Consider the following 24,115-nt stretch of genomic DNA (forward strand, 5'->3'; position numbering starts at 1 on the left):
CGCTGCAGAGATAATTGTAGGCTAGGAGCGGGCCTTTTTTGCCTTACGCGGCGCACAGCCATAGCGCCGCGTAAGGCAAAGAAACCAGGCAAGGTCCAACGCCGCAGGCATACGTCCAAAGCCCGGACCCACGAACGGGTCAAACACCACTAACCCTTAAACCTCAACAACTTGCGAGCCAGGCGAGCACCTTATCCACAGTGTTGCTCACAAAAACTGGGGATAACTCAAAAGACCCCGTACGGCGTCCATGCAGCGGGCGGTGGTCAACCGAACAGCCCGTCAGCCACGCTGCAAACATCAAATCAATTCGACAGCGACAAATACGGCGAGGCAAGCGGCGTCGGCGGGAACGGCTGCAAGCCGGTTTGCTTGCTGAAGCTGTAGCGCACATACACCGCGGCGAGCCACTCGCGATATTCATATGCATTGCCGAGCGAAGCCGTCGCGCCGAACGCAAGCTGCGGCGCCAGCTGATATTCGCCCACGGCGTTCAGCGAATACGACAGGCCGGTCTTGCTCTGGGCAGGATAGACCGCGTCGGTCTCGACACCGGTGCCGATAAATTTTGCATTCGCCGCGGCATCGGTTTGGCGGCTGGATTTGTCGTTGAGCGGGAAGTAATTCGACTTGTCCTGACGATAGTGCTGCACGCCGATCGAGCCTTTCAGGTCGTAGGTGAACGCGCCGTTGCGGCCGGTCCATTCGACCGGCAGATTCAGGATCACATACTCTTGCGGGCTGAAATAGCCGCCCTGACCATACGTGAAGTACGACAGATTCTTGTTGTAACGCATCAGTGTCGTATTCAGTCCGACGGTGAGCGTCTGATCGGCGTCCTTCAGCACGCGCGTGTAGATGCCGCCGCCGCCTTTGACGGCGTTGTTGGTCGGCACGTTGTGACCCGTGAACACCTGGTAGGAGGCGTTCGTGTACAAGCCGCTCGTGCCGTCGTCCCATGAAAGGCTGCCGCGGCCGCCGTAGGAAGTCACGCCGCCCCATTCGAGACCGGAGGCCGCGTCGCGCGCGCCGGCATAGGACAGCAAACTGTCGGTGACCGCGCGGCGTGCGACGGCCAGCGAATACGACACCTTGTCGGTGATGCCGCCGTTGTACTGCGCGCCGCCCACCACGTTCAGTTCGCGAAAGCCGAGCGGCGTCACGCCGACGTCGCCGCTGATATTGCGGCTTTCATAGCCGAGCGACAGGCCCACGCCGCTAGCGGTCTGGCTGCCGTAGTTGTTCGTTCCAGCGACCGCCGCCGATTCGGACGTGCTATTGGACAATCCCGCGCCGAAACGCGCGAGCGTCGAGACGTTGCCCGCAGCCGTACCGGCATCGAGCGTCACCGGCGTCGCCGTCACGACGATGTGGCCGTTGCCCGCCTTGATGCGCCCTTGGACCGGTGCTTCGATGTCGGTGAGCGTCGACAGCCCGTCTTCACCGCTGCGGTTGCGGAACACGATCCCGCCCGACACCGTGCTCGCCTGCTCGCGATTGATCTGCGCCAGTTCTTCGGCGACGCCGAGCGTTTGCGTATTCGCTGCGCGCGCGTTCCCCGCATTCGACGACGCGTAGTCGCTGCCGTTGCTGTTGCCGTTTATGCCGGGCTGCGGCGGGTAATACGGCTGCGCGTAACCGGTCGGCGGTTGTGGAATGTATGGCTGTTGCTGAGCGTAGTAGCCCTGATTGGGATACGGCTGCTGCTGTTGCGGATACGGCTGATAGGGCTGCTGCCCGTAGGCCTGCTGCTGCGGCGGGTACGGCTGATAGGGCTGCTGCCCGTAGGCCTGCTGCTGCGGCGGGTACGGCTGATAGGGCTGCTGCCCATAGGCCTGCTGCTGCGGCGGGTACGGCTGATAAGGTTGCTGCCCATAGGCCTGCTGCTGCGGATAAGCCTGCTGACCGTAGTACGGCTGTTGCTGCTGCGCGTAGGCCTGTTGCTGCCCATACGGCGCTTGCGCGTAAGTCTGCCCCTTACGGTTCTTGTTCGACGCGCTCGACTTCCTGCTGGTCGAACGATTGGTGCTCGCCGTCGAGCCGGTATAGCGTGGCTGTTGCATCGCCCCGGCGTTCGCCTGCGCTTCGCGCGCGGCCGGCGACATCGGCCAGGGCGTCGCCGTGTAGCCGTCCGGCGCCTGCTGCGGATACGGCGCCGCGGCCTGCTGAGGATAAGCTGCGTTGTACTGCTGCTGCGGCGCCGGCTGCATCGGCTGCATTGGCGTTTGCGTCTGCACCTGGCCCTGGCCCGGATAAGGCTGCAACGGCGCACCCGACTGGCTCGACCCGTAGGTCTCCTGGCCGTAGCCGCCCGAGTCGACGCCCGGACGGGGCGCGTCATAAGGAACGGCGGTGGGCGCGGCATTCGGCGCATACGGCTGCGCGGGCGCCGTGGACGGCGCCACATACGGCGCGGGCTGCGAGGGCGGCGGATAGTTCGGCACGGTCTGTGTCGGCAAGGAGGACTGCGAATACGGGAGCGAAGCACGCGCGGCATTGAAGCCGCCGCCCGCTAGCGCGGCGTTGTCGGCATCGGTTGGCGTGAGGGTGGCGGTTTTGCCTTCGAACGGATTGGTGCCCGGCAGCGGCGTCGCGCCGATCCGTGCCGTTGCGGCTTCCCACCCGCGCGGCACGTTGCCCGGCACGTTGGCGCCAGTGCGCCCGGCGTTGCTCATCAGCGGTGTATTGGCGGCGACCAGCGCCCGTTGCAGATAAGTCGACGCGAGCGACAGCTTGCCTTCCGCGCGATACATGCGGCCGGCCGTAGCCAGCACGCCCGGATCGCCGGGCGCGGCAGCGAGAGCCTGATTCGCGAGCGATTCGGCGTAGCTGAACTGTTTCGCGCCGACCGCGGCGGGGATCGTCGCTTGCAGCAGATTCAGGTCGTCGGGCCGGCGCTGGAGCGCGACGCGATAGCTCGCGAGCGCATTGCGGTCGTCGCCGGCGCTCGAATACAGGCGGCCCAGCGCGGCTTGCAGATCGGGATTGTCGGGCATCGCCGCGAGCCACGGCGCGATCACGTCGTAAGCGCTGGCGAGATCGCCGCGCTGACGCACCGCATCGCATTGCTTGATGACGATCCCCAGATTCAGATTGCCAAAATCCGTGCGTTGCTGCGGCGTCAGTTGCATCGACGCGAGCCGGCGCATCACCATGCCGAGTTCGGCGTCCTGCTGCGTGGCGGACAGAATGCCGGCGTATTGCAGCAGCAAATCCGGGTTGCCGGGCGCGGCGTTCATCGCGCCGCGCACGAGGCTCAACGCGCGGTTCGGGTCGCCCGCCTGCTGATAGCCGGCGGCGAGCACGCCGATCAGTTCGGGGCTGTTGCCGGCGACCGGTTCGGCGGCATACAGCGTCGCGAGCGCCTGCTGGCGCTGACCGCTGCGCGCCATCCGCGTGGCGATGTCGGCCTGCTGATGCACCCACAAACGGTGTTGCAAGGCGGTCATCGCGTCGGTGCGCTGCGCGGCCGGAATCCGTTCGAGTTGCGCGAGACCCGCTGCCCAGTCCTGCGTTTCCGCCGACAGCAGCGCGCTCGCATACAGCGCGTCGGTCATGTCCGGATGCGCGGCGAGCAAGCCGTCCATCATGCTGCGCGCGTTCGCGACCGCGCCCTGGCGCACGTAGATGCGCGCGAGGTCCAGACGCAGCCAGGGATCGTCGGGCGTATTCAGCAGCGCGTCTTCGAACAGGCTGCGCGCCGCGCCCAGATCGCCGCGCGCTTCGGCGGCGCGCGCCTGCGCGGCCTGCGCTTCGCCGCGCAGACGGCTGATGCCGCCGGCCTTCGACTGCTGTGCCGCGTTCAACTGATTGGCGAATTGCAGCGCTTCGTCGCCGCGCCCCTGGGCGGCGAGCGCGCCGACGAGGCCGCGAATCGCGTCGGGATTGTCGGCCTGGCGGCGTAACGCCATCCGGTACGCCTGCTCCGCGCCGGCGGGATCATGGTTCGCGAGCAGCATTTCGCCGAGCAGCACCTGCGCGGTGACGTCGGACGGATTCATTGCGATCGCGCGTTCGAACAGCGACTTCGCCTTCGCGAACTCGCCGTTGCTGCGCGCGCCGATCGCGTCGCTGGTGTAGGTCCAGTAGGTCGCGCTATCGAGCGCGGTTTTCCAGCGCGCCGGATTACCGCTGCGCGACGCGCGCTCCAGATAGTTGCGGGCCTCGGCGAAGTGTTCCTGCTTCAACGCGGCGATGCCCATGCCGCCGAGCGCGTCGGGATCGTTCGGGCGGTTCGCCAGCAGCGACGAAAACTTCGCGCGCGCCGTGCCGAGGTCGCCGCGATCGAGCGCGGCGAAACCGTCGGCGATGATGCGCCCGCGCGCATCGACGGAGGCGTTTTCCTGTGCGCGCTCGTGTGCCGCCTTGTCCTGCTGGACCATCGAATCGAAGCGCGCCTTGACCGCGGCGTCGTCGCTCGCGACTTGCAGATACGCCTGATACAGCGCGGCGTCGGACGGCCGCGCGTCGAGCCACAGCAGCGCCTGGCGCCAGCTTTTCTTCGCCGCCGCGCCGACCGTGCTGTCGGCGGTGAGCTTTTGCAGCCGCGCGATGCCGTCGCGGCGCGTGACGTCGCGGTAGTTCAGATGCTGCCCAAAGGCGAGCGCGTAACGCGGGTCGTCGGGATTGTCGCGCGCCAGCTGTTCGAGACCGCGGCGCGCCTGATCCCAGCCTTGCGGCGTGGCCGAGAGCGCCTGGTAGTATTCGAGCTGAAGTGCGGGCGTGGCCGGTTTGCCGCTCAACGCGCGCTGATATTCCTGCACCGCGCCCGCACTCTGGCCGCTTTGCGCGAGCCGCCGCGCATCGTTGACAGTCTGGTCGCGCAGGCTCGATTCGCCGAGGCGCCGGCCCAGTTCGTCCAGATTCGGATAGTTCGGCGCGACCGCTTTCAGCCGCGCCAGATACTGCTGCGCGCCGGCGCCGTCCTTGCGGTCGGCGAGCACCATGCCCATGCCGAAGAGCGCATCAGGCTGCTTCGGATCGATGCGCAGCACTTTCAGCCACGCCTGCTCGGCGAGGTCGCCGCGCTGATGCGATTGCCAGTACTTGCCCTGATCGATCAGCACGTTCAACGGATCTTTCGATGCCTGCGCCAACGCGTCAGGCGAGGCCGTCGCCGCATAGCAGACGGCCGTGAGGCTCAGCGCGAAGCGCAATGACAACGCGAGGGCGCTCAATCGCATGCATTTCTCCAACTCGGCACGAGACGGCCGGCTTCGTCGAAACGATAGCGGCCGTCGATGAATCCGGTGCCGAACAAGCCCAGCACACGATCGTAATAGACCGGGTCGCGGCCCGGCACATTGGCGTCGAGCGCGGCCAGATGGGTGCGCGCGAGACCGAGGCCGTGCTCGTCGCGGAGCGCCTTGAAGTACGGCGCGAGCGCGCCCCAGTAGCTCAACGGTCCTTCGCCGCTCGCCGTGCCGGTGGTCGACGAAACCTTCTCGGGCGGGATGCCGGTTTGCCCGATCTTCGCGCGCATGCCGCCGAGCGCCGCGAGCCAGGGTTTCGCGAGCGGATCGGCGGGCGACGCGAGACCGGCCCACAGATAGACGCGGATCGCGTCGTAGCTGCCGGTGTCGCCGTTCTTCGGATCGACCACGAACTGGCCGTTTTGCCACGCCGCCCAGTCGGGCGCGAAGCCTTGCGGCGAGGTGGTCCTGATGAACCTGTACGCGCTGTCCGCGAGTTTGCTCCACGGGCCGTTCGGCACTTCCCGGGCCAGCGCGCGCAGCACCGGCAGCGGCAGGTAGCTCGGATTCAAACGCGTCACGTCGCCGTTTTTGAAGCCTTGCGGCCCGGGCAACAGCATCGGGCCGACGCCAGGTAGTTGCGTCATTTCCTGGCGCGCGATCTGCGCGGCCAGCGCCTGACCGAGTTGCGTATAACCGGCTTCGCGCCACAGGCGGCCGGCTTGCAACAGGTCGTAGGCGATCCACAGGTCGGAGTCGGACGCGGAATTCGGATCGAGCACGCCGTACGAGCCGTCCGGCTTCTTACCCCATTGCCACGACGGCAGCCGTACGTTCTGCACGTCGAACTGATTGCCCGCGAGATTGGTGCGGGTCCAGTTCAGCAATCGGTCGAAGGTGGCGCGGTCGTTCGCGACCAGCGCGAAGAACATCGCGTACGACTGGCCTTCCGAGGTGGTCTGCTGAGCCGGCGTCGAGTAATCGATCACGCGGCCATCGGCCTGCACGAAACGTTCGACGAAAGTGCGGTACGCGCTCCAGTCGCCGCATGCGCCGGGCGCCGCCGTGGTCTGCGCGACCTTCACGACGCTGGCGAAACCTGTGGACGCAGCAAGGCCGAGGCCGAGGCCCACCGTCAGCGCCACCCATGTCTGATTGATTCGAACCTGCATTTCAGTCCTATTAGTTCCTTAAGCGGCGCGCGGCGATCGAACGCAGCGTCCGGTAGAACAGGCCCGCGATGATCAGCGCGGCGAGCACGCCGCCCAGCATCAGCAGCAGCGGATGCGACGACAGCGCCCAGCGCAGATACTCCTGCGGCGACAGGCGGCCCACGTAGTACGCCTCGCCATTCGACGTGATCGTCACGGTGCGGCCGTGAATCACGGCCATGGCGCCTTGAATCTGCGGCAGCACGTCGGCGTCGAGCAGGGCGGCGGAGAGATCGGCGTCCGACTGGCCGGCCGCGCTCACCAGCGCGACGGCGCTGCGGTTCTTCTGCAACGGCGACTCGAAGCCGGTCAGGAGCGCGTCGCCGTTCGAACTCACCAGCGTCAGATCGGCGCGCGCCGGCGAGCGTTCGACGCCGCGTTCGCCATGCCACCAGTCTTCGAGCTTGAAGGCGATATCGGACAGCTGGAAAGTGCGCGCATTGCCGTCGCTCGAGAACGGCATCGACTTGGCCCAGCGTTGCAGCAGCGGCTGACGGCCGGGCGCGCCGAGAATCAGCAGGTCCTTGCTGGCGAACCTGTCGACGTCGTTCGAGGTGCCGACGCTCACGCCGGTCACCGGATAGCCGGTCGATGCGCCCATCCGGCCCATCGCCAGCAGATACAGGCTGTAGTCGCTCGACGTGGCGTCGTTCGGCAGGATCACCGCGGTTTCGGAGAGGTCGGCCATCCGCGTGAACGGGAAGCCGCTGTTGGCGAACGCGGCCAGATCGGGCAGGGCCATGTAGTGCGGGAACGACGACAGGTCGATGGTCGAATTCGGATCGATCGCGCCGACCACGTTTTCCAGCAGGCGGCCGTGGCATTCGCCGGTATTCGGAATGTCGTAGAAGAAATGCAGGCGCACCTGCGCGCGCGGCGTCAGCAGCAGCGGCGGGATATGGACGGTGTGGCGCGCTTCGGCGGTCCCGTCGGGCAACACGCTGGCGAAGTAATGGCTCAGTTCGAACACCGAGGCCGACTGCGCCGGAATCGGCAGCGCCTGCACGAAGCCGTTGTTGACGCTGACATTCAGCGACGAACGGTCCCGCAGTGGGCGCACCGTGTAGCGGTAGCGCAGATCGATCGGCGCGCCTTTGGTGTGCCACATGAACAGATCGGGCGGCACGCGCAGATTCACGCGCACGGCGTCGGCGTCGTAGCCTGAGACGGTCAGATCGCGCGCGTCGGCGAGTTCGCCGAAACGCACCGGGCGATGGGTCGGCAGCCAGTTCGGCGCGTCGTACGGCACGCGCGGCGCGAGCTCGGTCAATTGCGTGATCGTCGCGCTCGGACCGGTCAGCGTGTTCTGGCCGATGCCGAGCGCCCTGGCGGCGGTTTTCAGCTCGGCCTCGGTGCGGCCGAGCACGAGCAGCAGCTTGCCGCGCGCCGGCGCCTCGCGATCCACCACGGTGATAGTCGGCCCGGAGATCGCCGGAATCGTCACGCCTGCGGGGCGTTGATCGGATGTCGCGAACACCACCGCGTTGCCGGAGAGCGGCGCGTCATCCAGTTGCGCCGGAAACACCGCGCCGCGGTAACCGGCGAGCGCGCCGAACCACGAAGCAACGATGCCGCCCGCTTCGAGCGTGGCCGCGCCGGGCCGTTGTGGAAACACGAACGGCAACTCCAGGCGCCGCACGTCGCGGCGGTCGAAGAACGGCTGCGGCAGCGCTGCGAGGTCAGGCTTGCTGGCGAGCGACGCATAGGTCAGCTCGAGCGAACTCGCATTGCTGACGGTGGCCCACAGCGACGAATTCGCCGGGTCTTCGCAGCGTTGCGTGTAATGGCCGATCAACTGCACGTTCAGGTGGTTGAATTCGGTGATGAAGCGCGGATCGATCGAGATGTCGCGCGCCACCAGCATGCCGGCCTGTTCGTGCGGCACCGGCAGGGTCGCGGCGACTTCGCCGTTCAGCAGCACTTTCAGCTGCGAGATATTCGGGAGCAGCGCGGGCGAATAGCTATAGATCAGATGCAGGACCGCACCGGTCGCCACTTCGTCGCCGCGCACGGAAAACGCGACGCCGTTCTGGCCGTCGGTGCCGCGCAGCTGCAGCGGATCGAGCGCGCCGAGGTCGGCGAAGGTGAGCGTCTGACGGCGGCCGCCCGGCACCAGCGTGCCCGGCTCGGCGGTGGTCGGCGTCCTGATGCCCAGCGCCTTCACCGACGACGCGGCGAGCGCCGGCGTGGGCGTCGCCAATGGCGCTTGCGCGATCGTATTCGGATCGAACGGCACGGCGGGGCCCGGCGCGCGCACGCTGCCGACCCCGGTGGCGACCATTGCGGCGCCGGTATGAGCGGCCGGCGCCGCAGCGCCTGCGGTGCCTGTTTCCGTGCCTGTGTCTGTGCCTGCGCGGCTCGACGCCGCCGCAGCGGCTTCAGCCGCCGACGCCAGCGGCGCCGTCAACGCGGTTTGCAGGGCGAGCCAGCATGCAAGGCCGCGCATCAGACGTTGCGAGCGGATCTGTCCAGACCGACGCGTTTCCAATTTCATCCCACTGCGCTCGTGGTTCGAGCGTTCGAGGTATCCCTTCGCCATCCGGTTGCCCATAGATCAATCTTTGGTTTTTAGCTTCTTGACGTCCACTGGACGGCTTTTCATCGAGCTTCGAAGGTCGGCATAAAGATGTTCGAACAGGCCCAGAATGCCGCGCACGCCGACCGTCAGCACATGCGACAGACCGCGCAGCGGTGTGTCCTGCTGACGTCCTTCGGCCCAACCGGTCCATGCATCGGCGCGCGCGAACGTGGTCTTGACGAACTCGTATTCCTGTTGGCGCGTCAGTGCGGAAAAGCGCAGGCCGACGCGGCCCGGCGCGGCGAAACCGACGGTGGCGGGGAACGCATATTCCTCGTCGCCGCGAAACAGCGACACGCTCACGCGTTCGTGCATCGGCACTTCGATGTTGCCGGGCAGCGCCACGCCGACGCCGCCTTCCGAGTAGTCGATGGTTTCGCAGGCGAGCGTGCGGCCGGTCGAAAACTTCAGCATCACCGGCATTTGCATCGCCACGCGGTGCACCGCGCGAATCTGCCGGCGCTCGCTTGCGGCGGCCACGCTCGCGCCGAGGATCAGCATGTTGTAGGTGGTCCAGCCGAGGTTCAGCAGGGTGGTCTGCACCACGCTGTGCACATTCCAGTTCAGGTAGATGTGCGCGATGCCGACGCAAAAGCCGATCAGGTTGAGCAACAGCAGGAACAGATACGGCCGCGAGATCGCCCAGTCGAAGTAGTTCTTCTCGATCTGGCCGCCCTTGGCCGTTACGTTGAACTTGCCGAGCTTCGGGTTGATCAGCGCGAGCAAAGTCGGCGCGGTGATGTACGAGGCCAGCACCGACTCGTACACTTCGGCCCAGAACGAATGGCGGAACGCGCGCTGCATCCGCGAGTTGGTGATGCTCGCGTGCATCATGTGCGGCAGCGCGTAGATCGCGATCGTACTGGCGGCGGCTTCGATCACGTGCGCGCCAAAGAACAGATACGACAGCGGCGCGGTAAGGAACACCAGACGCGGGATGCCGTAGAAGAAGTGCATCATCGCGTTCAGATAACAGAGCCGCTGGCCGATTTTCAAACCCTTGCCGGTCAGCGGATTGTCGATCCGGAAGATCTGCGTCATGCCGCGCGCCCAGCGAATCCGCTGGCCGATGTGGCCCGACAGGCTTTCGGTCGCAAGCCCCGCCGCTTGCGGAATCGCCAGATACGCGGTGGTGTAGCCGAGGCGGTGCAGCTTCAATGCGGTGTGCGCGTCTTCGGTGACGGTCTCGACCGCGATGCCGCCGATTTCTTCCACCATGGTCCGGCGCAGCAACGCGCACGAACCGCAGAAGAAAGTCGCGTTCCACAGATCGTTGCCGTCCTGCACGAGACCGTAGAACAGTTCGCCTTCGTTCGGCACCTTGCGGAAGGTGCCGAGATTGCGCTCGAACGGATCGGCGGAAAAGAAATGGTGCGGCGTTTGCAGCATCGACAGCAGCTTGTCGCGCAGGAACCAGCCGAGGCCGATCTGCAGGAACGAGCGAGTCGGAATGTGATCGCAGTCGAAGATCGCGAGGTACTCGCCGCTGGTGATCTTCAACGCTTCGTTGATATTGCCGGCTTTCGCGTGGCGGTTGTGCGTGCGGATCGTCCAGTTGACGCCGACTTCCTCGCAGAACGCCTTGAACTCGGGGCGGCGGCCGTCGTCGAGCACGTGGATCGAGATCCTGTCGGCCGGATAGTCGAGCGCGAGCGCGGCGAAGATGGTCGGCTTCACTACCGCGAGCGGTTCGTTGTAGGTCGGAATGAACACGTCGACGGTCGGCCAGGCGTCGCGTGAAGCGGGCAGCGGCAGCGGCGCACGCTTGAGCGGCCACGCGGTCTGGAAGTAGCCGAGCAGCAGCACGACGGTCGAATACACCTCCGCCGACACCAGCAGCAAACCCCATGCGGCGTCGAGCGGATGTTCCCAGTAGGTGGTCGAGGTCAGGCGCCAGTATATATAGCGGCCGGATGTCACCACCGATAGCATGATCATCACCATCGTCGCGTACCGGCCCGGCAGGCGGCGAAACAGCAGCGCGCAGACGAAGCAGCAGGTCGCGAACATCAACTGCTCATAGAACGCGAGCGGTACGGTGAACACGAAGTACAGCGTCACCAGTGCGAACAGCGTGACGATCCCGGTCACGATCCTGCTGTTCCAGAAGCGCGCGTCGACGAAGCGTTCGAATCGCGGCGGCTCGGCCGTGTCGGCGCGCGGTGCGCTCGGCGTGCTCATGCGACGTTCCTCGGCGAGACGGCGATCGCATCGACGGCCGCCATCAGCCAGTTGCCGCACGCGCGGAAATCGGCGGCGGCCTGGCTGAGCGGATCGTAGTGGATCAGCGTGGTGTCGCAGGCGAGCGCCTCGCTCACGCCTTCGTCCAGATGGATCACGCCGGGGAACAGCTTGCCGCCGAGCATCTGGCGCAAGACCTTGAGGACGTCTTTGGTCAGCTGGCGCGACTGGTCGATCTGATTGACCACGTAGCCAACGCCGCCGAACTCGGCGCGCGGCGCGGCATACGCCTCGATCATCCGTTCCATGTGCGGGATCGCCGCGTAAGAGGCGGCGTCGGCGAGCACCGCGTTCAGCGCGAAGGTGGCCGAGCACAACGCGGCGCGCGCATACGCGGACGAACCCGGCGGCGTGTCGATGATGACGACGTCGGACGCGTCGAGCCGCAGCGCTTGCAACGCGTGCGCGAGCCATCGCGGTTCCTGGTCGATATACGCCTCGAAGCGGCGGCGGTCGTCTTCGAGCACCGCGCCGTAGGGCAGCACGGTCACGCCGTCGACGCCGTCGAACATCACGGAATGCCACGGATCGCCCGTCAGCGTCGCGCGCGACAAACCGTCGACGCTGTCGAGCGGCACGCCGAAATGCAGGCGCAGCGCGTTTTGCGGATCGAGATCGAGTGCGATCACACGCCGGCCGCTATGGGCGAGCACGGAAGCGAGATTGGCGGCGAGGGTGGTTTTACCGACCCCGCCTTTAGCGGACACCACCGCAACGACTTTCATGAGCGGCGCGGGCCGTTGACCAGCCACGAGTTGGAGGCGGCGGGCGCAACCGGACGTGCGGCGCTGGCCGGTGTGGTGGCCGGCGAGCTGGCCGGTTGAGAGGCGGCGCCGCGCAGACGGTCGAAGACCGATAGCAAGGGCGCGGACCCGGTCGCCGCGGCCGGCGCTTGCAGCGGTGCGGGCTCGGGTTCAGGCGCGAACAGCTTGCCGAGGATCGAAGCAGGTTTGGCGGCGGGAGCAAGAGCGGGTGCCGGAAGCGGCGCTCGCGCCCACGTTGGCGCAGGTGCGGACGGGATGCTGGTTCGCGGCGGTATGGCCTGAATGCCGGCTTGCGGCGCCACGGGCGCTACCGCATCGATCCGGGCCGCGGCAGGTTCCGCCTGTGCCGTGTCGCCGTCTTTCGTTTCCAGCACGCTGAAGCGCGCGGCGCCGCGCGGACCGGCGGGCCGCACGGCGGGCTGCACCACTGCGGCGACCGGCGGAATGTCGCGCCGATGCGGCCGGGTGAACAGCGGCGCTCGTGCGCGCGTAACCGAGGCGGCGTCTTTGGATGTCGTGCCCTGACGATTCGCGGCCTGCTGCGACGCGTCGTCCGCCGGAGTCTGGGCGGCGGCCCCACGGCGCGGCCCGATCGCCGGAATCTCCGGCTGCGTCAGATCCAGCGTCACCAGCAGCGGCCAACGCGTGCGCGCCGAGCGCGCTTCGTTTTCGCGGCTGATTTCCTGGTATGCGCCGGCGTCGCCGCCGAAATGACCGAATAGTTTTTCGATGTCGCTCGATGAACTCATAGTGCCGCCGTCTTATTCATGACTTGCCTTACCCTCATCCTTACCTTTACTCGCGGCGCAAAAACGCTGATCCTGCTACTTCACGCGCACCGGTCTGGCGCGTCATATCCGCTGTCTGTTACCCGCTCGGTACCTGTCCGCTGCCTGCCCGCTACTTTCCCGCTATTTGCCCGTCATCTGCCGCTACCTGCCTGACGCTTTCACGTCCCGCTCAAGCAGGATGCCGGCCGAGGCGGAATTCGATCGCGGTGTCCTCGCCGTACTCGCTGGTCTGCGCGACCGACAGGCCTTGTGCGCCCAACGCGCTCAACCACGTCTGATAGACGCCCTGGAGGAACGCGGGCGTCCATGCCAGCGCCGCGTCGCCGAAGGTCCGCAGCGGCGCGCAGTAATGGACGATGCGCAGACACGCGGCCTCGTCGGATAGTTCGACGTAGCCCCAATCCATTTCATGCCAATACAGGTTCAACGTCTGCACGAGTCCGGCGGTAGATTCGCAGGCTGGCAGTTGATGTGCCGCCGCAAACCGGCAGCCGACGCGGTACATCAGTTGGCGCAATTCATCGCGGCCGATCTGCGCTTCGAACTCGTGGGCCAGTGCAGTCAGCATGCCTCGCCACTGCGGCGAGATTTGGCGTTCCAGCAGGTAGTCGAGAATTGGGACCATATTTTCCGGGAAATGGCCGTTGCATCAACCCGTGTAGAACGGGCGCAGACAGCCGCATGCCAATGAAAGTGTTGCGACAGGGAGCGCGCATTGCACGCGTCCGCAGTTACTTTTTACCGAATTCGTTCAATCTGTCCCGGCATAGTTCGGCGCAGTCTACTTAAGACATTAAGATTTAGCTACTTTCCATTCGTCAGCTTAGACGCGCGCAAGATGAAATCGAAGCCATGGGCAATATGCATTTTTGCGGCGTGAATTGCTTTCTCCGGCGGCCCGCCGCCGGATGCGCCGTTTCAAATGCCTGTGTCTTGGCCGCGATAACGGCATCTTTCAGCGAAACTTTCCCGCGCTCGGCCGCATTGTAAATACAACACTTTGCATTTAGGCGACTGCAACAGGCTACTGGTCCCTGAACGTTTCTTGCTGGATCTTGCCCGTGCGACACGCACCGATCTTTTGCTTCGCGGCCTTCATCACCCGCAACGTGCGGGTCGGCGATGCGGGTCGGCGATGTATTCGGGCGGCTGGGCGGTGAGGCGTTCGGCGTGTTGCGCCTGGCGACCGCCGCCGCGCTATGTGCCGTCAGGGCGTCGGGCCGCGATCGCGTGATGGCGGCATAGCGGGGCGGCGTCAGATGGAAGGTGGCGGGCCGCGCTGTGGCGCAGCTGACGTGCCGGTGATGTGCAGCGTGCCGGCGATTGGCAAACGTTTGCCGGCGCAGTGTGTCGAGGTTTTCCGGCGGGCGCGATGAAAGAGCCGAATCTCGCCGCATGTCTATTTACGTGGAAGGGGTAAATATTTGTCTGATGGTTGCCGTTATACATTGGCAGAGTGACCGGAACCAGCCTGATAACTATCCCTATCAATATGCTTTCCACCTCAACGAGGCAACAGGCCGATGCCGGCTTGCGCGAGCGTTTCCATCGACGATCGCTGGAGCACCAGCGTCCGCTTTCGACGGTAACGATGGCGTTTACCGTGGTCGCATTCCTGTGCTTCGTGGGGGCGCGCAACTTTGTCGGCGGTCCGGCGCTGCCGCTGTCGTACCGGCTCGCTTGCGCACCGGTGCTCGGCCTGCTGGTGCAGGCGATTCCGCGCGCGAATACGACCTGGGCATTCGGCGCGATCGGCGTGGCGTACTCGCTGTCGCTGGTGGCGGGGCTCGCGCTGAACATCTCCGGGGTCGATCAGCCGTTGCTGTGGGCGCTGCCCGCTCTCGTGGCGATTCCGATCTGCGCGGCGCCGCTGTGGCTCACGCCGACGCATTTCTGGGTGGGCAGCACGCTCTTCTATGCGGCGGCGCTCGCCTTGCTGCTCGGCGTGCCGCGCACGCATGACGTCGACATCGTTACGTGGATGTGGATCGCGGCGATCGGCATGCCGACTTCCGCGGTGTTTCACTTCGGCTTTTACCGGTTCCGGCGCAACCACTTTCTGCTCGAGAGCCAGTTGGCAAAACTCGCCGCGACCGATCCGCTGACCGGCTTGCAAACCCGTCGCGCGTTCGTCAAGCAGGCCGAGCACCGCCTCGAAACCATGGCGCCTGATGCGCGAGTCAGCGCGATCTTTCTCGACATCGACAGTTTCAAATCGCTGAACGACCGCTTCGGCCATGCTGTCGGCGACCATGCGCTGTATCAGGTCGCCCAGGCGCTGATGGAACATACCACGGCGGAAGACAGCGTCAGCCGCATCGGCGGCGAGGAGTTCGCGGTGCTGCTGCATGAGGGCCTCGCCGGCGCGCTCGAACTGGCCGAGCGCCTGCGCGGCGCGATTGCCGCGCTCGAGCGTCCGGACGGCTATCTGAGCGCGAGCTTCGGGGTGGCCGAACACCGCCGCGGCGAAAACATCATGGTGCTGCTCGACCGCGCCGACCAGGCGTTGCTGCGCGCCAAGCACTCGGGCCGAAACCGCGTGTGCGCCGAACACGCGCTGCCGGGCGAGGCGCTGCAACTCGTGTCCGAAGCGGCGCGCACGGAGGGCGGCGCGGTGGCGCGCAGGCAGCGATGGGACAACTATTACCTGACCTCGCACTTCCAGCCGCTTTACAGCTTGTCGCATCAGAAGCAGGTGGGCTTTGAGGCGTTGCTGCGCGGCGAGCACGACGACGGCACGCTGGTGCCGCCGGTCGTGCTGTTCGCGCCGAACCCTCGCAACGACGAAGGCGCGCTCGATCGTGCGAGTCATGCCGTGCATCTGGGCAATGCGCGCGAGGCGCTGCCCGCGAGTGCGTGGCTGTTCCTCAACATTCTGCCGGCCACCTTCATCGCCCAAGGTTACGCCGATCAGCTCGCGGCGATTGTGCGGGCGGTGGGGCTCGAACCGGAGCGGGTGATTCTCGAGATTCTCGAGTCGCACGGCGGCAGCGTCGACGAAATGTCGCGGGCGGCGGCCTTGTATCGGGAGCACGGTTTTCTGATCGCCGTCGACGATTTCGGCGCGGGTCAATCGAATCTCGACCGGCTGTTCCGGATCCGTCCGGATCTCGTCAAGCTCGACGGCGAACTGATTCGCGCGACGAATCCCGGTACCGAGCAGCCGATCTTGCCGAAGCTGGTATCGCTGCTGCACCAGGCGGGGATGCTGGTGGTGGTGGAGGGTGTCGAGACGACCGAGGAGCTGATCCTCGCGGTGGCGTCGAATGTGGATTTTGCACAGGGATATCTGCTCGGGCGGCCGGCTGCCGAGATGGCGCCGCCGGAATCGGTGCGCCGGCGGATCGACGATGCGTTCGACGTTATCGCGCAAGGGCGTGCGCACCAGCATGCATTGTTCGAAAGCGAGGTCGAGCCTTACCGGGTGGCTTTGAATAGCGCGGCCGACGATTTGCGAGCCGGTGTGGCGATGGATGAGGCGTTTGCTTCTCTCGCTACGTTTGAGCGGTGTGTCAGCTGCTTTATTCTGGATGACTCGGGGCGGCAGATCGGGCATGAGGTGCGAGGGCCGGCATGGAGCAGCGAAGCGACTTCGCTGTATCCTGTTGCGAATCCGCGCGATGCGAGGTGGGATCATCGGCCTTATTTTCGTAATGCGGTTTTGTTGCCCGGGGTGGCTGTGACGAGCAATCCTTATCTTTCTTTGGCCAGCGGCCGGCCTTGTGTAGCTGTTACTTTGGCTGTGCAGTTTGCTAAGGAACGGTCTGTTGTTGGGGTGGAGCTGGATTGGTCTTCTGTGGGGTTGCCCTGGCCCGCTAGTGATTGAGGTTTTTTTGCCTGTGCGCGAGCCTGTCAGAATTTTAGTGTGCCGAGGTCATGAGACGATAACGGAAACAACGTCCTATGACCGAAGCAACTGTGACTAAGAAGATCAAGAACCCGAAGGCGCCGAAGCTGTTCCCCGATGAACTGATCGATCAACTGCTGGCGCAGATTCAGAACAAGGATGCGGAGTCGGTTCTCGGCGAATCGGGCCTGGCCGGGCAACTGAAGAAGCAACTGGCTGAGCGCATGCTGGCGGCGGAGCTAACGCATCACCTGGAGAACGAGGCGGAGCAAGGCAAGGCCGGCAACCACCGCAACGGCACGAGCCGCAAGACGGTCATCACGCCCAACGGCGAACTGAATCTGGACATTCCGCGTGACCGGCAGGCGACATTCGAGCCGCAACTGGTGGGCAAATATCAGCGCCGGCTGCCGGGTTTCGACGATCACGTCATCAGCATGTACGCGCGCGGCATGAGCGTGCGCGAGATCCAGGGCCATTTGCTGGAACTGTATGGCCTGCAGGTGTCGCCCGATCTGATTTCGACTGTCACCGATGAGGTGCTGGCCGAGGTCGAACAGTGGCAGCAACGCCCGCTTGAGGCAATGTATCCGATCGTGTATTTCGACGCACTTCGGCTGAAGATCCGCGACGAAGGCACGGTCAGGAACAAGGCGGTGTATCTGGCGCTGGGCATTCGCGCCGACGGCCGCAAGGAAGTGCTGGGTTTGTGGATCGAGCAAACCGAGGGAGCCAAGTTCTGGCTGAAGGTCTTCAACGAACTGAAGAACCGTGGCTTGCACGACATCCTGATCGCCGTCGTCGATGGCTTGCGCGGTTTCCCCGAGGCGATCGAAGCGGTGTATCCAGCCGCGCAGATCCAGACGTGCATCGTGCACCTGATCCGCAATTCGCTGAATCTGGCGAGCTGGAAGGACCGTAAGCCGCTGGCAACCGCGCTCAAGCCGATCTATCAGGCTGCCACGGCCGAAGCGGCGGCAGTCGCCCTGCAAGCCTTCTCTCAAGGCGAGTGGGGGCGCAAATTCCCCACCGTGGCCGCGATGTGGCAGCGCCAATGGGAGCAAGTCATCCCGTTCTTCGCCTATCCGCCGGAAGTACGCAAGATCATATACACGACCAATGCGATCGAGAGCATGCATATGCAGCTGCGAAAGATCGTCAAGAACCGCGGTCACTTCCCCAGCGACGAAGCCGCCAGCAAACTGCTGTACCTGGCCTTGCGCAACATCGAAAAGGATTGGAAGATGCCACCTGTTACCTGGCGGCAAGCAGTCAATCAGTTCGCCATTCTGTTCGGCGAGCGCTTCACCGCCGCCATCAGCTGAGATTTTTAACCGACCTCAGCACACAAAATTCCTGACACCTCCCTGTGCGCCGTTAGTACCCGCCCTTGACCACCGCAGCCGCCCCTGCCGTCTTCTTGTACGACGCCGCCAGATCCGCCGCCGCGCGGCTCAATAACCCCGTATCCGTTCCCACCGCCACAAACGTCGCGCCCGCCGCCAGATACTCAGCCGCGATCCCCGCGTCCGGCGCCAGTACGCCCGCTGCCTTGCCTGCTTCCCGTACCGTCCTGATGCCGTTGCAGATCGCTTCGCGCACCCGCGGATCGCCCGGCTTGCCCAGCAAACCCATCGAAGCACTCAGGTCAGCCGGTCCGAAAAACACGCCGTCGACACCTTCCACACCCGCAATCGCCGGCAGATTTTCCAGCCCCAATACGGTCTCGACCTGCACCAGCACGCATAACTCTTGCGCCGCGGTGCTCAGATAGTCCGCTATCCGGTTCCAACGCGAGGCTCGCGCCAGCGCGCTGCCCACGCCGCGAATCCCCTGTGGCGGATAACGCGTTGCCGCGACCGCGTCGGCTGCCTGCTCGGGCGTGTCGATCATCGGCAATAACAAGGTCTGTGCGCCGATATCGAGCAGTTGCTTGATCAGCGCGCTGTCGCTGCGCACCGGACGCACCACGGGATGCGATGCGTACGCGGCCACCGCCTGCAATTGCGCCAGCGTGCTACGCACGTCGTTCGGTGCATGTTCATTGTCGATCAGCAACCAGTCGAAGCCGGCTGTCGCCAGTAATTCGGTCACGTAGGCATCGGCAAGCGCGGCCCATAAGCCGAATTGCGGTTGGCCTTCAGCGAGCGCACGCTTGAAAGGATTTTGCGGTAGAGACATGTCGGCAAACTCAAACGAAATTCAAACAAAATTCAAACAAAATTCAAACGAAATTCAAACCAATACCGCCGAGCGGACCATAGTCGACATGGAACGTGTCGCCGGCACGTGCGGGAATCGGGCTCGTGAACGAACCGCTCAGAATCACGTCGTTCGCGTTCAGGACTTCGTCGTACGGCGCGATCTTGTTCGCGAGCCACGCTACGCCGGTAGCCGGGTGATTCAGCACCGCGGCGGCGAGTCCGCTTTCTTCCACCGCGCCGTTCTTGTAAAGCAACGCGCCGACCCAGCGCAGATCGACGTCCAGCGGACGCACCGGACGGCCGCCCAGAACAATCCCGGCGCTCGCGGCGAAGTCCGAAATGGTGTCGTAGACCTTGCGCGGCGCCTTCGTCTCACGGTCGAATTGTTCGATGCGCGCATCGATGATCTCCACCGCCGGGCTCACGTAGGCCGTCACGTCGAGTACGTCGAACAGGGTGACGCCAGGACCTTTGAGCGGTCTGCTCAACACGAACGCCAGTTCCACCTCGACGCGCGGCGCAATGAAGCGGTCGGCGCGAATATCCTGGCCGCCTTCGATGAACATGCTGTCGAGCAGCGGCGCATAGTCGGGTTCGTCGATCTGCGACGAGCGCTGCATCGCACGCGATGTCAGCCCGATCTTGCGGCCCTTGATCACATGGCCTTCGGCCAGTTTCAGCTTCACCCACTCGCGTTGAATCGCGTAGCCGTCCTGTACGGTCATCCCGGGATAGGCGGCCGAGAAGTGGCGTAATGGCGTACGCGTCTTCTCGGCGTTGTCGAGCTGCGCCGCGAGGTCGCGGATAGTCTGTTCATCTAGCATGATAGATTCTCTATGAGCTGCTGTTCGGTCCGAGGTCAGGCCTTGAGCCGTGCGTGCAAATTGTTGTGCTTCCACGTTCCCGCTTCGCTGAATTCATTGATTTCGAGCGATAAAGCCAAGCCGTGCCGTTCAAATTCCGCGGCGAAGTGCTGTTTGATCAAGTCGAACAAGGTGTCGCCAGTCGCCTTCTTTGTGGTCTCGGAGCGGCCCGCGCCGATTTTCAGATTCGCGTGCAGGAACGCGGCGTCGGGCCGGCCGTCGGCGATGCAGTACTGCTCGCAGCGCACTGCGCGCACGCGAATTCCGCCGAGCGGATAGACGCGTTGTCCGTTCTCGCGCTGCGCATCGAGGCAATCAGCGAGGGTCTTGCACAGTTGGCCGATGCTGTCTGCGCCGGCCAGGTTGGCGCTGTATTCGAGTGTCAGGTGCGGCACGTTGGGCTCCTCGAGGCTTAAGCGGGCAGGGGCGTAACAGGGAAGATCGCATTGATCTGGCCCGTTCCCGAACTGCCGAAGTAAGGCGTGATGACTTCGACCTTGCCCTCGTAACGATCCCAGCCGAGTGCGCCGAGCAGCATCGCGGTGTCGTGCATGCCGCCTTCGCCCCAGCACTTTTCGTTATAGAGCGGCAGCATTTCGCAGAAGGTCTTCCAGTCGCCGGCTTCCCACAACTCGACCACCCTGCGGTCCATCTGTTCGAGAAACGGGTTCCATACCTGATGCATGAACTGCTCGGCGGTGCCGTTGTTGGCGAAGTGGTGGCTGAGCGAGCCGCTCGCCAGAATCGCCACGGTGCCGTCGTAACGCTCCTCGATCGCGCGGCGCACCGCGAGGCCGAAGCGCGCGCTGGTCCCGAGGTCGTGCCACATGCACCAGCCCGCTACCGACACGGCCTTGAAGTGCTGGTCGCTGTTCATGTAGCGCATCGGCACCAGCGTGCCGTATTCGAGTTCGAGCGTAGTCTCGCTGTGCGCGCGGCTTTTCACGCCCATTTCATTGGCGACTTCCGCGATCAGATTGCCGAGGCCGACGTTGCCGGGATACGCGTACGGCATGTTCTTGATGAAGTGCGGCAGTTCGTTGCTCGTATAAACGCCTTCGAAAGCCGGCGCGCAATTGATGTGGTATTCGCTGTTCACCAGCCAATGCACGTCGAACACGACGATCGTATCGACGCCGAGTTCGCGGCAACGCCGGCCGATTTCACGGTGGCCGTCGATAGCAGGCTGACGGCAGCCTTGATGCGGACCGTCGAGTTCGGACAGATACAACGACGGGACGTGAGTCACCTTTGCTGCCAACGCGAGTTTGCCCATCTCGGTCTCCTTTTCTGTGTAGCGCGAGGCTCGATGCACTCGCGCATCGACCTCATACGCCCCAGCGCGGAATGTGATGCGAGCCGAGCGACACGCACACGTTCTTCGGTTCGAGGAACACCTCGTAGCTCCACGTGCCGCCTTCCCGGCCCACGCCCGATGCCTTGGTGCCGCCGAACGGCTGGCGCAAATCGCGTACGTTCTGGCTGTTGACGAAGCACATGCCCGCTTCGACGGCCGCGGCGACGCGAAGCGCGCGGCCGGTGCTTTCGGTCCAGATGTAGCTCGACAGGCCGTATGAAATGTCGTTGGCGAGTTTGATCGCGTCGGCTTCGTCGTCGAAAGGAATCAGGCAGGCGACCGGACCGAAAATTTCTTCCTGCGCGATCCGCATGCGGTTGTCGACATCGACGAACACCGTCGGCTGGACGAAGTTGCCTTTGCGCATCGCGTCAGGCAGTGCGGGCGTGTCGAGTCCGCCGCATGCGAGCGTCGCGCCTTCCTTCGGGCCGAGTTCGATATAGCTGCGCACTTTCGCCAGATGCTCCTGGCTGATCATCGGGCCGACAATCGTGCTGTCGGCAAGCGGATCGCCAACGGTCAAACGCTTCGCGCGTTCGATGAACCGTTCGGCAAAGCGCGCGTAAATCGAGCGCTGTACAAGAACTCGCGAGCCTGCCGTGCAGCGTTCGCCGTTGTTCGAGAAGATCATGAATACCGCGGCGTCGAGCGCGCGTTCGAAATCGGCGTCGTCGAAGATCACGAACGGCGACTTGCCGCCGAGTTCCATCGAGAATTTCTTCAGGCCAGCGGTTTGCACGATGCGGTTGCCGGTTACTGTCGATCCGGTGAACGACACCGCGCGCACGTCCGGATGCGCCACCAGCGGTTCGCCGGTTTCCTTGCCGAAGCCGTGCACGACGTTCAGCACGCCTGCCGGAATGCCGGCTTCGAGCGCGAGATTGCCGAGCATCGACGCGCTCAGCGGCGACAGTTCGCTCATCTTCAGCACCGCGGTATTGCCGAACGCGAGGCAGGGCGCGACTTTCCACGTCGCCGTCATGAACGGCACATTCCACGGCGAAATCAGCGCGCACACGCCGACCGGGTGAAACAGCGTGTAGTTCAGATGCGTATCGGTGGGGTACGTGTGGCCGTCGACGCGCGTGCACATCTCCGCGAAATAGGTGAAGTTGTCGGCGGCGCGCGGCACGAGCTGCTTGCGCGTTTGCGAGATCGTCTGGCCGGTGTCTTTCGTTTCGGTCTCGGAGATTTCCGGCACGTTCTTCGCGATCAACTCGCCGAGTTTGCGAATCAGTTTCGCGCGTTCCGTAGCGGGTTTGCCGGCCCATGCCGGAAACGCTTCTTGCGCCGCGCGCACGGCGGCGTCGACTTCTTGCGCGGTGCCGCGCGCGACTTCGGCGAGCACGTCTTGCGTCGCCGGATTGACAGTTTCGAAGTAGTCGCGAGCAGTGCCCGGCTTGCCGTTGATCAGATGTTCGATTCGCATTGCCTTGTCCTTTCCCTGTCGATCGGAGTTGGCGCTTTAGCGCTTACTCCGATCCCATGCAACGCAGTCGATCAGGCGCGGCCAAAATCCGCGTCGGATGCAATCGTGTTGACGAGACGGCCAAGGCCGTCGATTTCGCAGACCACCTCGTCGCCCGCATTGACGTTGACGATGCCTTCCGGCGTGCCGGTCAGGATCACGTCGCCGGGCGCGAGCGTCATGAAGCCGCTCAGGTACTCGATCAACGCGGGAATATCGGCGACCAGATCGCGAGTATTGCCATGCTGCTGCCGCGTGCCGTTCACATAAGTGCGCAATTCGAGTTGCGTGACGTCTTCGATATCGGCCGCATCGACGAACCAGGGCCCAAGCACCGTGCCGCCGTCGCGATTCTTCACGCGCAGGTTGGGGCGGTAGTAGTTTTCCAGGTAGTCGCGGATCGCGTAGTCGTTCGCGATCATGTAGCCGGCCACATGCTGCATGGCGTTTTCGCGCTTGACGTTGCGCGCGGTTTGCCCGATCACGACAGCCAGCTCGCACTCGTAGTGCATGAAGGTGACGTCCGCGGGGCGGCGCGTCACGCCGCGATGGCCGAGCACCGTGCCGGGGCCCTTGAGAAAAACGAGCGGCTCTTCCTGCTGGGTGAATTGCAGTTCCTTCGCATGCTCGGCGTAGTTCAAGCCGAGCGCGAAGATCGTGCCGACCTCGATCGGCGCGAGCCACACGACTTGATCCTCGCGACGCACACGGCCGTCGGCGAGGCGCACGCCGTTCGTGTCCGGCCAGGCTTCGTGAATCGCGCCTGCGTACGCGACACGGCCGCGCATCATGGCTGTTCCCCATCTTGTTCTTGTGCACCGGCGAACGACACTTCGAGCGACGGCAGGTCGCCGATCGACAGGGTGGCGACGTCGCCGATATGCGCGACCGGCGACCCGTGCGGCACGCCGAGTGTGATGACGTCGCCGGCGGAAAGCGTCATGAAGTCGGTGACGTCCGCGATCAATTGCGCCACGTTGCGCACCGACGATGCGGTGCTGGCGGTGAAGGCCTCGCGTCCCGCGAGCAGAACCTCGATGGTCAGATCGTCCGGTGTCGGGACATGACGCGCCGCCACCACGGCCGGCCCGACCACGCAAAAACCGTCGCGTGCGCTGAAGCGTACCGAAGGCCGGTAAAAGCTCGCATGCGGCACGCTCAGATCGGCGACTACCGTATAGCCGGCGATGTACTCGAACGCGTGATCCGTGCTAACTCGTGTTGCGGTGCGGCCGATCACGATACCCAGCGACGCGCCGACCTCCACACCCAACGCGTCGTCGGGCACGACGACACGCGCGCGATGGCCGGCGAGCGTATTGCGGGGCTTCAGATAAAGAACCGGCGCCTTCGGCGGAGCTTGATAGGGCGGGGCATGCATGGCGTCGCCTAGCGCGTCCAATGCGGCCCGGTCGTTGAGCAAGGTTCCGTAGACAGCGCCTGAAACCGGCGGCCGGCAGGCCATGCCGCTCGCCAGCAACGCGGCAACGGTGCGTGCATCCACGTCGCGAGGCAGCGCGTCGCCTTCGGGATGCAGCAGATGATCGGCAAGTGCAAACATAAAATCAGCTGTCTCCCGGAGAGAACACTAACATGTTA

The 24,115-nt window shown here is 64.6% G+C and carries 16 protein-coding genes; 2 read left to right on the forward strand and 14 right to left on the reverse strand.

Going from position 1 to position 24,115, the window contains the following annotated elements; genetic code table 11:
* Nucleotides 1-305 precede the first annotated feature (305 nt).
* The 7 genes from AC07WT_RS27290 to bcsD all read right to left on the reverse strand — a co-directional run bounded on the left by AC07WT_RS27290 (nucleotide 306) and on the right by bcsD (nucleotide 13,402).
* Nucleotides 306-5,183 (reverse strand): cellulose synthase subunit BcsC-related outer membrane protein, encoded by a 4,878-nt coding sequence (locus tag AC07WT_RS27290; RefSeq protein WP_494949339.1) that lies wholly within the window; start codon nucleotides 5,181-5,183, stop codon nucleotides 306-308.
* Entirely contained in the window at nucleotides 5,174-6,364 is a 1,191-nt protein-coding gene (gene bcsZ / locus AC07WT_RS27295; protein ID WP_494949340.1) for a cellulose synthase complex periplasmic endoglucanase BcsZ, read from the reverse strand. The genes AC07WT_RS27290 and bcsZ overlap by 10 nt, the downstream gene beginning before the upstream one ends.
* 10 nt (nucleotides 6,365-6,374) lie before the next feature.
* On the reverse strand, nucleotides 6,375-8,954 hold the full coding sequence (gene bcsB, locus AC07WT_RS27300; RefSeq protein ID WP_494949341.1) for a cellulose biosynthesis cyclic di-GMP-binding regulatory protein BcsB: 2,580 nt from the start codon (nucleotides 8,952-8,954) through the stop codon (nucleotides 6,375-6,377).
* A gap of 3 nt (nucleotides 8,955-8,957) precedes the next feature.
* Nucleotides 8,958-11,162 carry a UDP-forming cellulose synthase catalytic subunit gene (gene bcsA / locus AC07WT_RS27305; RefSeq protein WP_494949342.1) on the reverse strand — a complete coding sequence of 735 codons (2,205 nt, stop codon included), beginning with the start codon at nucleotides 11,160-11,162 and terminating at the stop codon, nucleotides 8,958-8,960.
* Entirely contained in the window at nucleotides 11,159-11,947 is a 789-nt protein-coding gene (bcsQ, locus tag AC07WT_RS27310; protein WP_494949343.1) for a cellulose biosynthesis protein BcsQ, read from the reverse strand. Before bcsQ ends, bcsA begins: the two co-directional genes overlap by 4 nt.
* Nucleotides 11,944-12,735 (reverse strand): cellulose biosynthesis protein BcsP, encoded by a 792-nt coding sequence (bcsP, locus tag AC07WT_RS27315; RefSeq protein WP_494949344.1) that lies wholly within the window; start codon nucleotides 12,733-12,735, stop codon nucleotides 11,944-11,946. The genes bcsQ and bcsP overlap by 4 nt, the downstream gene beginning before the upstream one ends.
* Nucleotides 12,736-12,946: 211 nt before the next feature.
* Nucleotides 12,947-13,402, reverse strand: coding sequence for a cellulose biosynthesis protein BcsD (bcsD, locus tag AC07WT_RS27320; protein ID WP_494949345.1), 456 nt, complete (start codon nucleotides 13,400-13,402; stop codon nucleotides 12,947-12,949).
* Between the two features lie 867 nt (nucleotides 13,403-14,269).
* On the opposite strand from bcsD, the gene AC07WT_RS27325 reads away from it, so the two are divergent.
* Nucleotides 14,270-16,603 carry an EAL domain-containing protein gene (locus AC07WT_RS27325; protein ID WP_494949346.1) on the forward strand — a complete coding sequence of 778 codons (2,334 nt, stop codon included), beginning with the start codon at nucleotides 14,270-14,272 and terminating at the stop codon, nucleotides 16,601-16,603.
* A 77-nt stretch (nucleotides 16,604-16,680) separates the two neighbouring features.
* Entirely contained in the window at nucleotides 16,681-17,949 is a 1,269-nt protein-coding gene (locus AC07WT_RS27330; RefSeq protein ID WP_494948792.1) for an IS256 family transposase, read from the forward strand.
* A 52-nt stretch (nucleotides 17,950-18,001) separates the two neighbouring features.
* Here the strand turns inward: AC07WT_RS27330 and hpaI are convergent, their stop codons facing one another.
* The 7 genes from hpaI to AC07WT_RS27365 all read right to left on the reverse strand — a co-directional run bounded on the left by hpaI (nucleotide 18,002) and on the right by AC07WT_RS27365 (nucleotide 24,077).
* Entirely contained in the window at nucleotides 18,002-18,805 is an 804-nt protein-coding gene (gene hpaI / locus AC07WT_RS27335; protein WP_494949347.1) for a 4-hydroxy-2-oxoheptanedioate aldolase, read from the reverse strand.
* Nucleotides 18,806-18,848: 43 nt separating this feature from the next.
* On the reverse strand, nucleotides 18,849-19,652 hold the full coding sequence (hpaH, locus tag AC07WT_RS27340) for a 2-oxo-hept-4-ene-1,7-dioate hydratase (RefSeq protein WP_494949348.1): 804 nt from the start codon (nucleotides 19,650-19,652) through the stop codon (nucleotides 18,849-18,851).
* A 35-nt stretch (nucleotides 19,653-19,687) separates the two neighbouring features.
* The gene (locus tag AC07WT_RS27345; protein ID WP_494949349.1) at nucleotides 19,688-20,086 is read right to left on the reverse strand and encodes a 5-carboxymethyl-2-hydroxymuconate Delta-isomerase; all 399 of its coding nucleotides are present in this window, start codon (nucleotides 20,084-20,086) and stop codon (nucleotides 19,688-19,690) included.
* Between the two features lie 17 nt (nucleotides 20,087-20,103).
* Nucleotides 20,104-20,967, reverse strand: coding sequence for a 3,4-dihydroxyphenylacetate 2,3-dioxygenase (gene hpaD / locus AC07WT_RS27350; protein ID WP_494949350.1), 864 nt, complete (start codon nucleotides 20,965-20,967; stop codon nucleotides 20,104-20,106).
* A gap of 52 nt (nucleotides 20,968-21,019) precedes the next feature.
* Entirely contained in the window at nucleotides 21,020-22,477 is a 1,458-nt protein-coding gene (hpaE, locus tag AC07WT_RS27355) for a 5-carboxymethyl-2-hydroxymuconate semialdehyde dehydrogenase (protein ID WP_494949351.1), read from the reverse strand.
* Between the two features lie 71 nt (nucleotides 22,478-22,548).
* Entirely contained in the window at nucleotides 22,549-23,307 is a 759-nt protein-coding gene (locus AC07WT_RS27360) for a fumarylacetoacetate hydrolase family protein (protein ID WP_494949352.1), read from the reverse strand.
* Complete coding sequence (locus tag AC07WT_RS27365; protein ID WP_494949353.1) at nucleotides 23,304-24,077, reverse strand: fumarylacetoacetate hydrolase family protein; 774 nt, start codon at nucleotides 24,075-24,077, stop codon at nucleotides 23,304-23,306. Before AC07WT_RS27365 ends, AC07WT_RS27360 begins: the two co-directional genes overlap by 4 nt.
* Nucleotides 24,078-24,115: the final 38 nt, after the last annotated feature.

It is taken from the genome of Paraburkholderia sp. GW821-FHT02A12 (assembly GCF_059422005.1).

What these genes read in the sequence shown, in the direction of transcription:
- AC07WT_RS27290 (WP_494949339.1), bottom strand. Translation starts at nt 5,183, where the DNA reads ATGCGATTGAGCGCCCTCGCGTTGTCATTGCGCTTCGCGCTGAGCCTC.
- bcsZ (WP_494949340.1), bottom strand. Translation starts at nt 6,364, where the DNA reads ATGCAGGTTCGAATCAATCAGACATGGGTGGCGCTGACGGTGGGCCTC.
- bcsB (WP_494949341.1), bottom strand. Translation starts at nt 8,954, where the DNA reads ATGGGCAACCGGATGGCGAAGGGATACCTCGAACGCTCGAACCACGAG.
- bcsA (WP_494949342.1), bottom strand. Translation starts at nt 11,162, where the DNA reads ATGAGCACGCCGAGCGCACCGCGCGCCGACACGGCCGAGCCGCCGCGA.
- bcsQ (WP_494949343.1), bottom strand. Translation starts at nt 11,947, where the DNA reads ATGAAAGTCGTTGCGGTGGTGTCCGCTAAAGGCGGGGTCGGTAAAACC.
- bcsP (WP_494949344.1), bottom strand. Translation starts at nt 12,735, where the DNA reads ATGAGTTCATCGAGCGACATCGAAAAACTATTCGGTCATTTCGGCGGC.
- bcsD (WP_494949345.1), bottom strand. Translation starts at nt 13,402, where the DNA reads ATGGTCCCAATTCTCGACTACCTGCTGGAACGCCAAATCTCGCCGCAG.
- AC07WT_RS27325 (WP_494949346.1), top strand. Translation starts at nt 14,270, where the DNA reads ATGCTTTCCACCTCAACGAGGCAACAGGCCGATGCCGGCTTGCGCGAG.
- AC07WT_RS27330 (WP_494948792.1), top strand. Translation starts at nt 16,681, where the DNA reads ATGACCGAAGCAACTGTGACTAAGAAGATCAAGAACCCGAAGGCGCCG.
- hpaI (WP_494949347.1), bottom strand. Translation starts at nt 18,805, where the DNA reads ATGTCTCTACCGCAAAATCCTTTCAAGCGTGCGCTCGCTGAAGGCCAA.
- hpaH (WP_494949348.1), bottom strand. Translation starts at nt 19,652, where the DNA reads ATGCTAGATGAACAGACTATCCGCGACCTCGCGGCGCAGCTCGACAAC.
- hpaD (WP_494949350.1), bottom strand. Translation starts at nt 20,967, where the DNA reads ATGGGCAAACTCGCGTTGGCAGCAAAGGTGACTCACGTCCCGTCGTTG.
- hpaE (WP_494949351.1), bottom strand. Translation starts at nt 22,477, where the DNA reads ATGCGAATCGAACATCTGATCAACGGCAAGCCGGGCACTGCTCGCGAC.
- AC07WT_RS27360 (WP_494949352.1), bottom strand. Translation starts at nt 23,307, where the DNA reads ATGATGCGCGGCCGTGTCGCGTACGCAGGCGCGATTCACGAAGCCTGG.
- AC07WT_RS27365 (WP_494949353.1), bottom strand. Translation starts at nt 24,077, where the DNA reads ATGTTTGCACTTGCCGATCATCTGCTGCATCCCGAAGGCGACGCGCTG.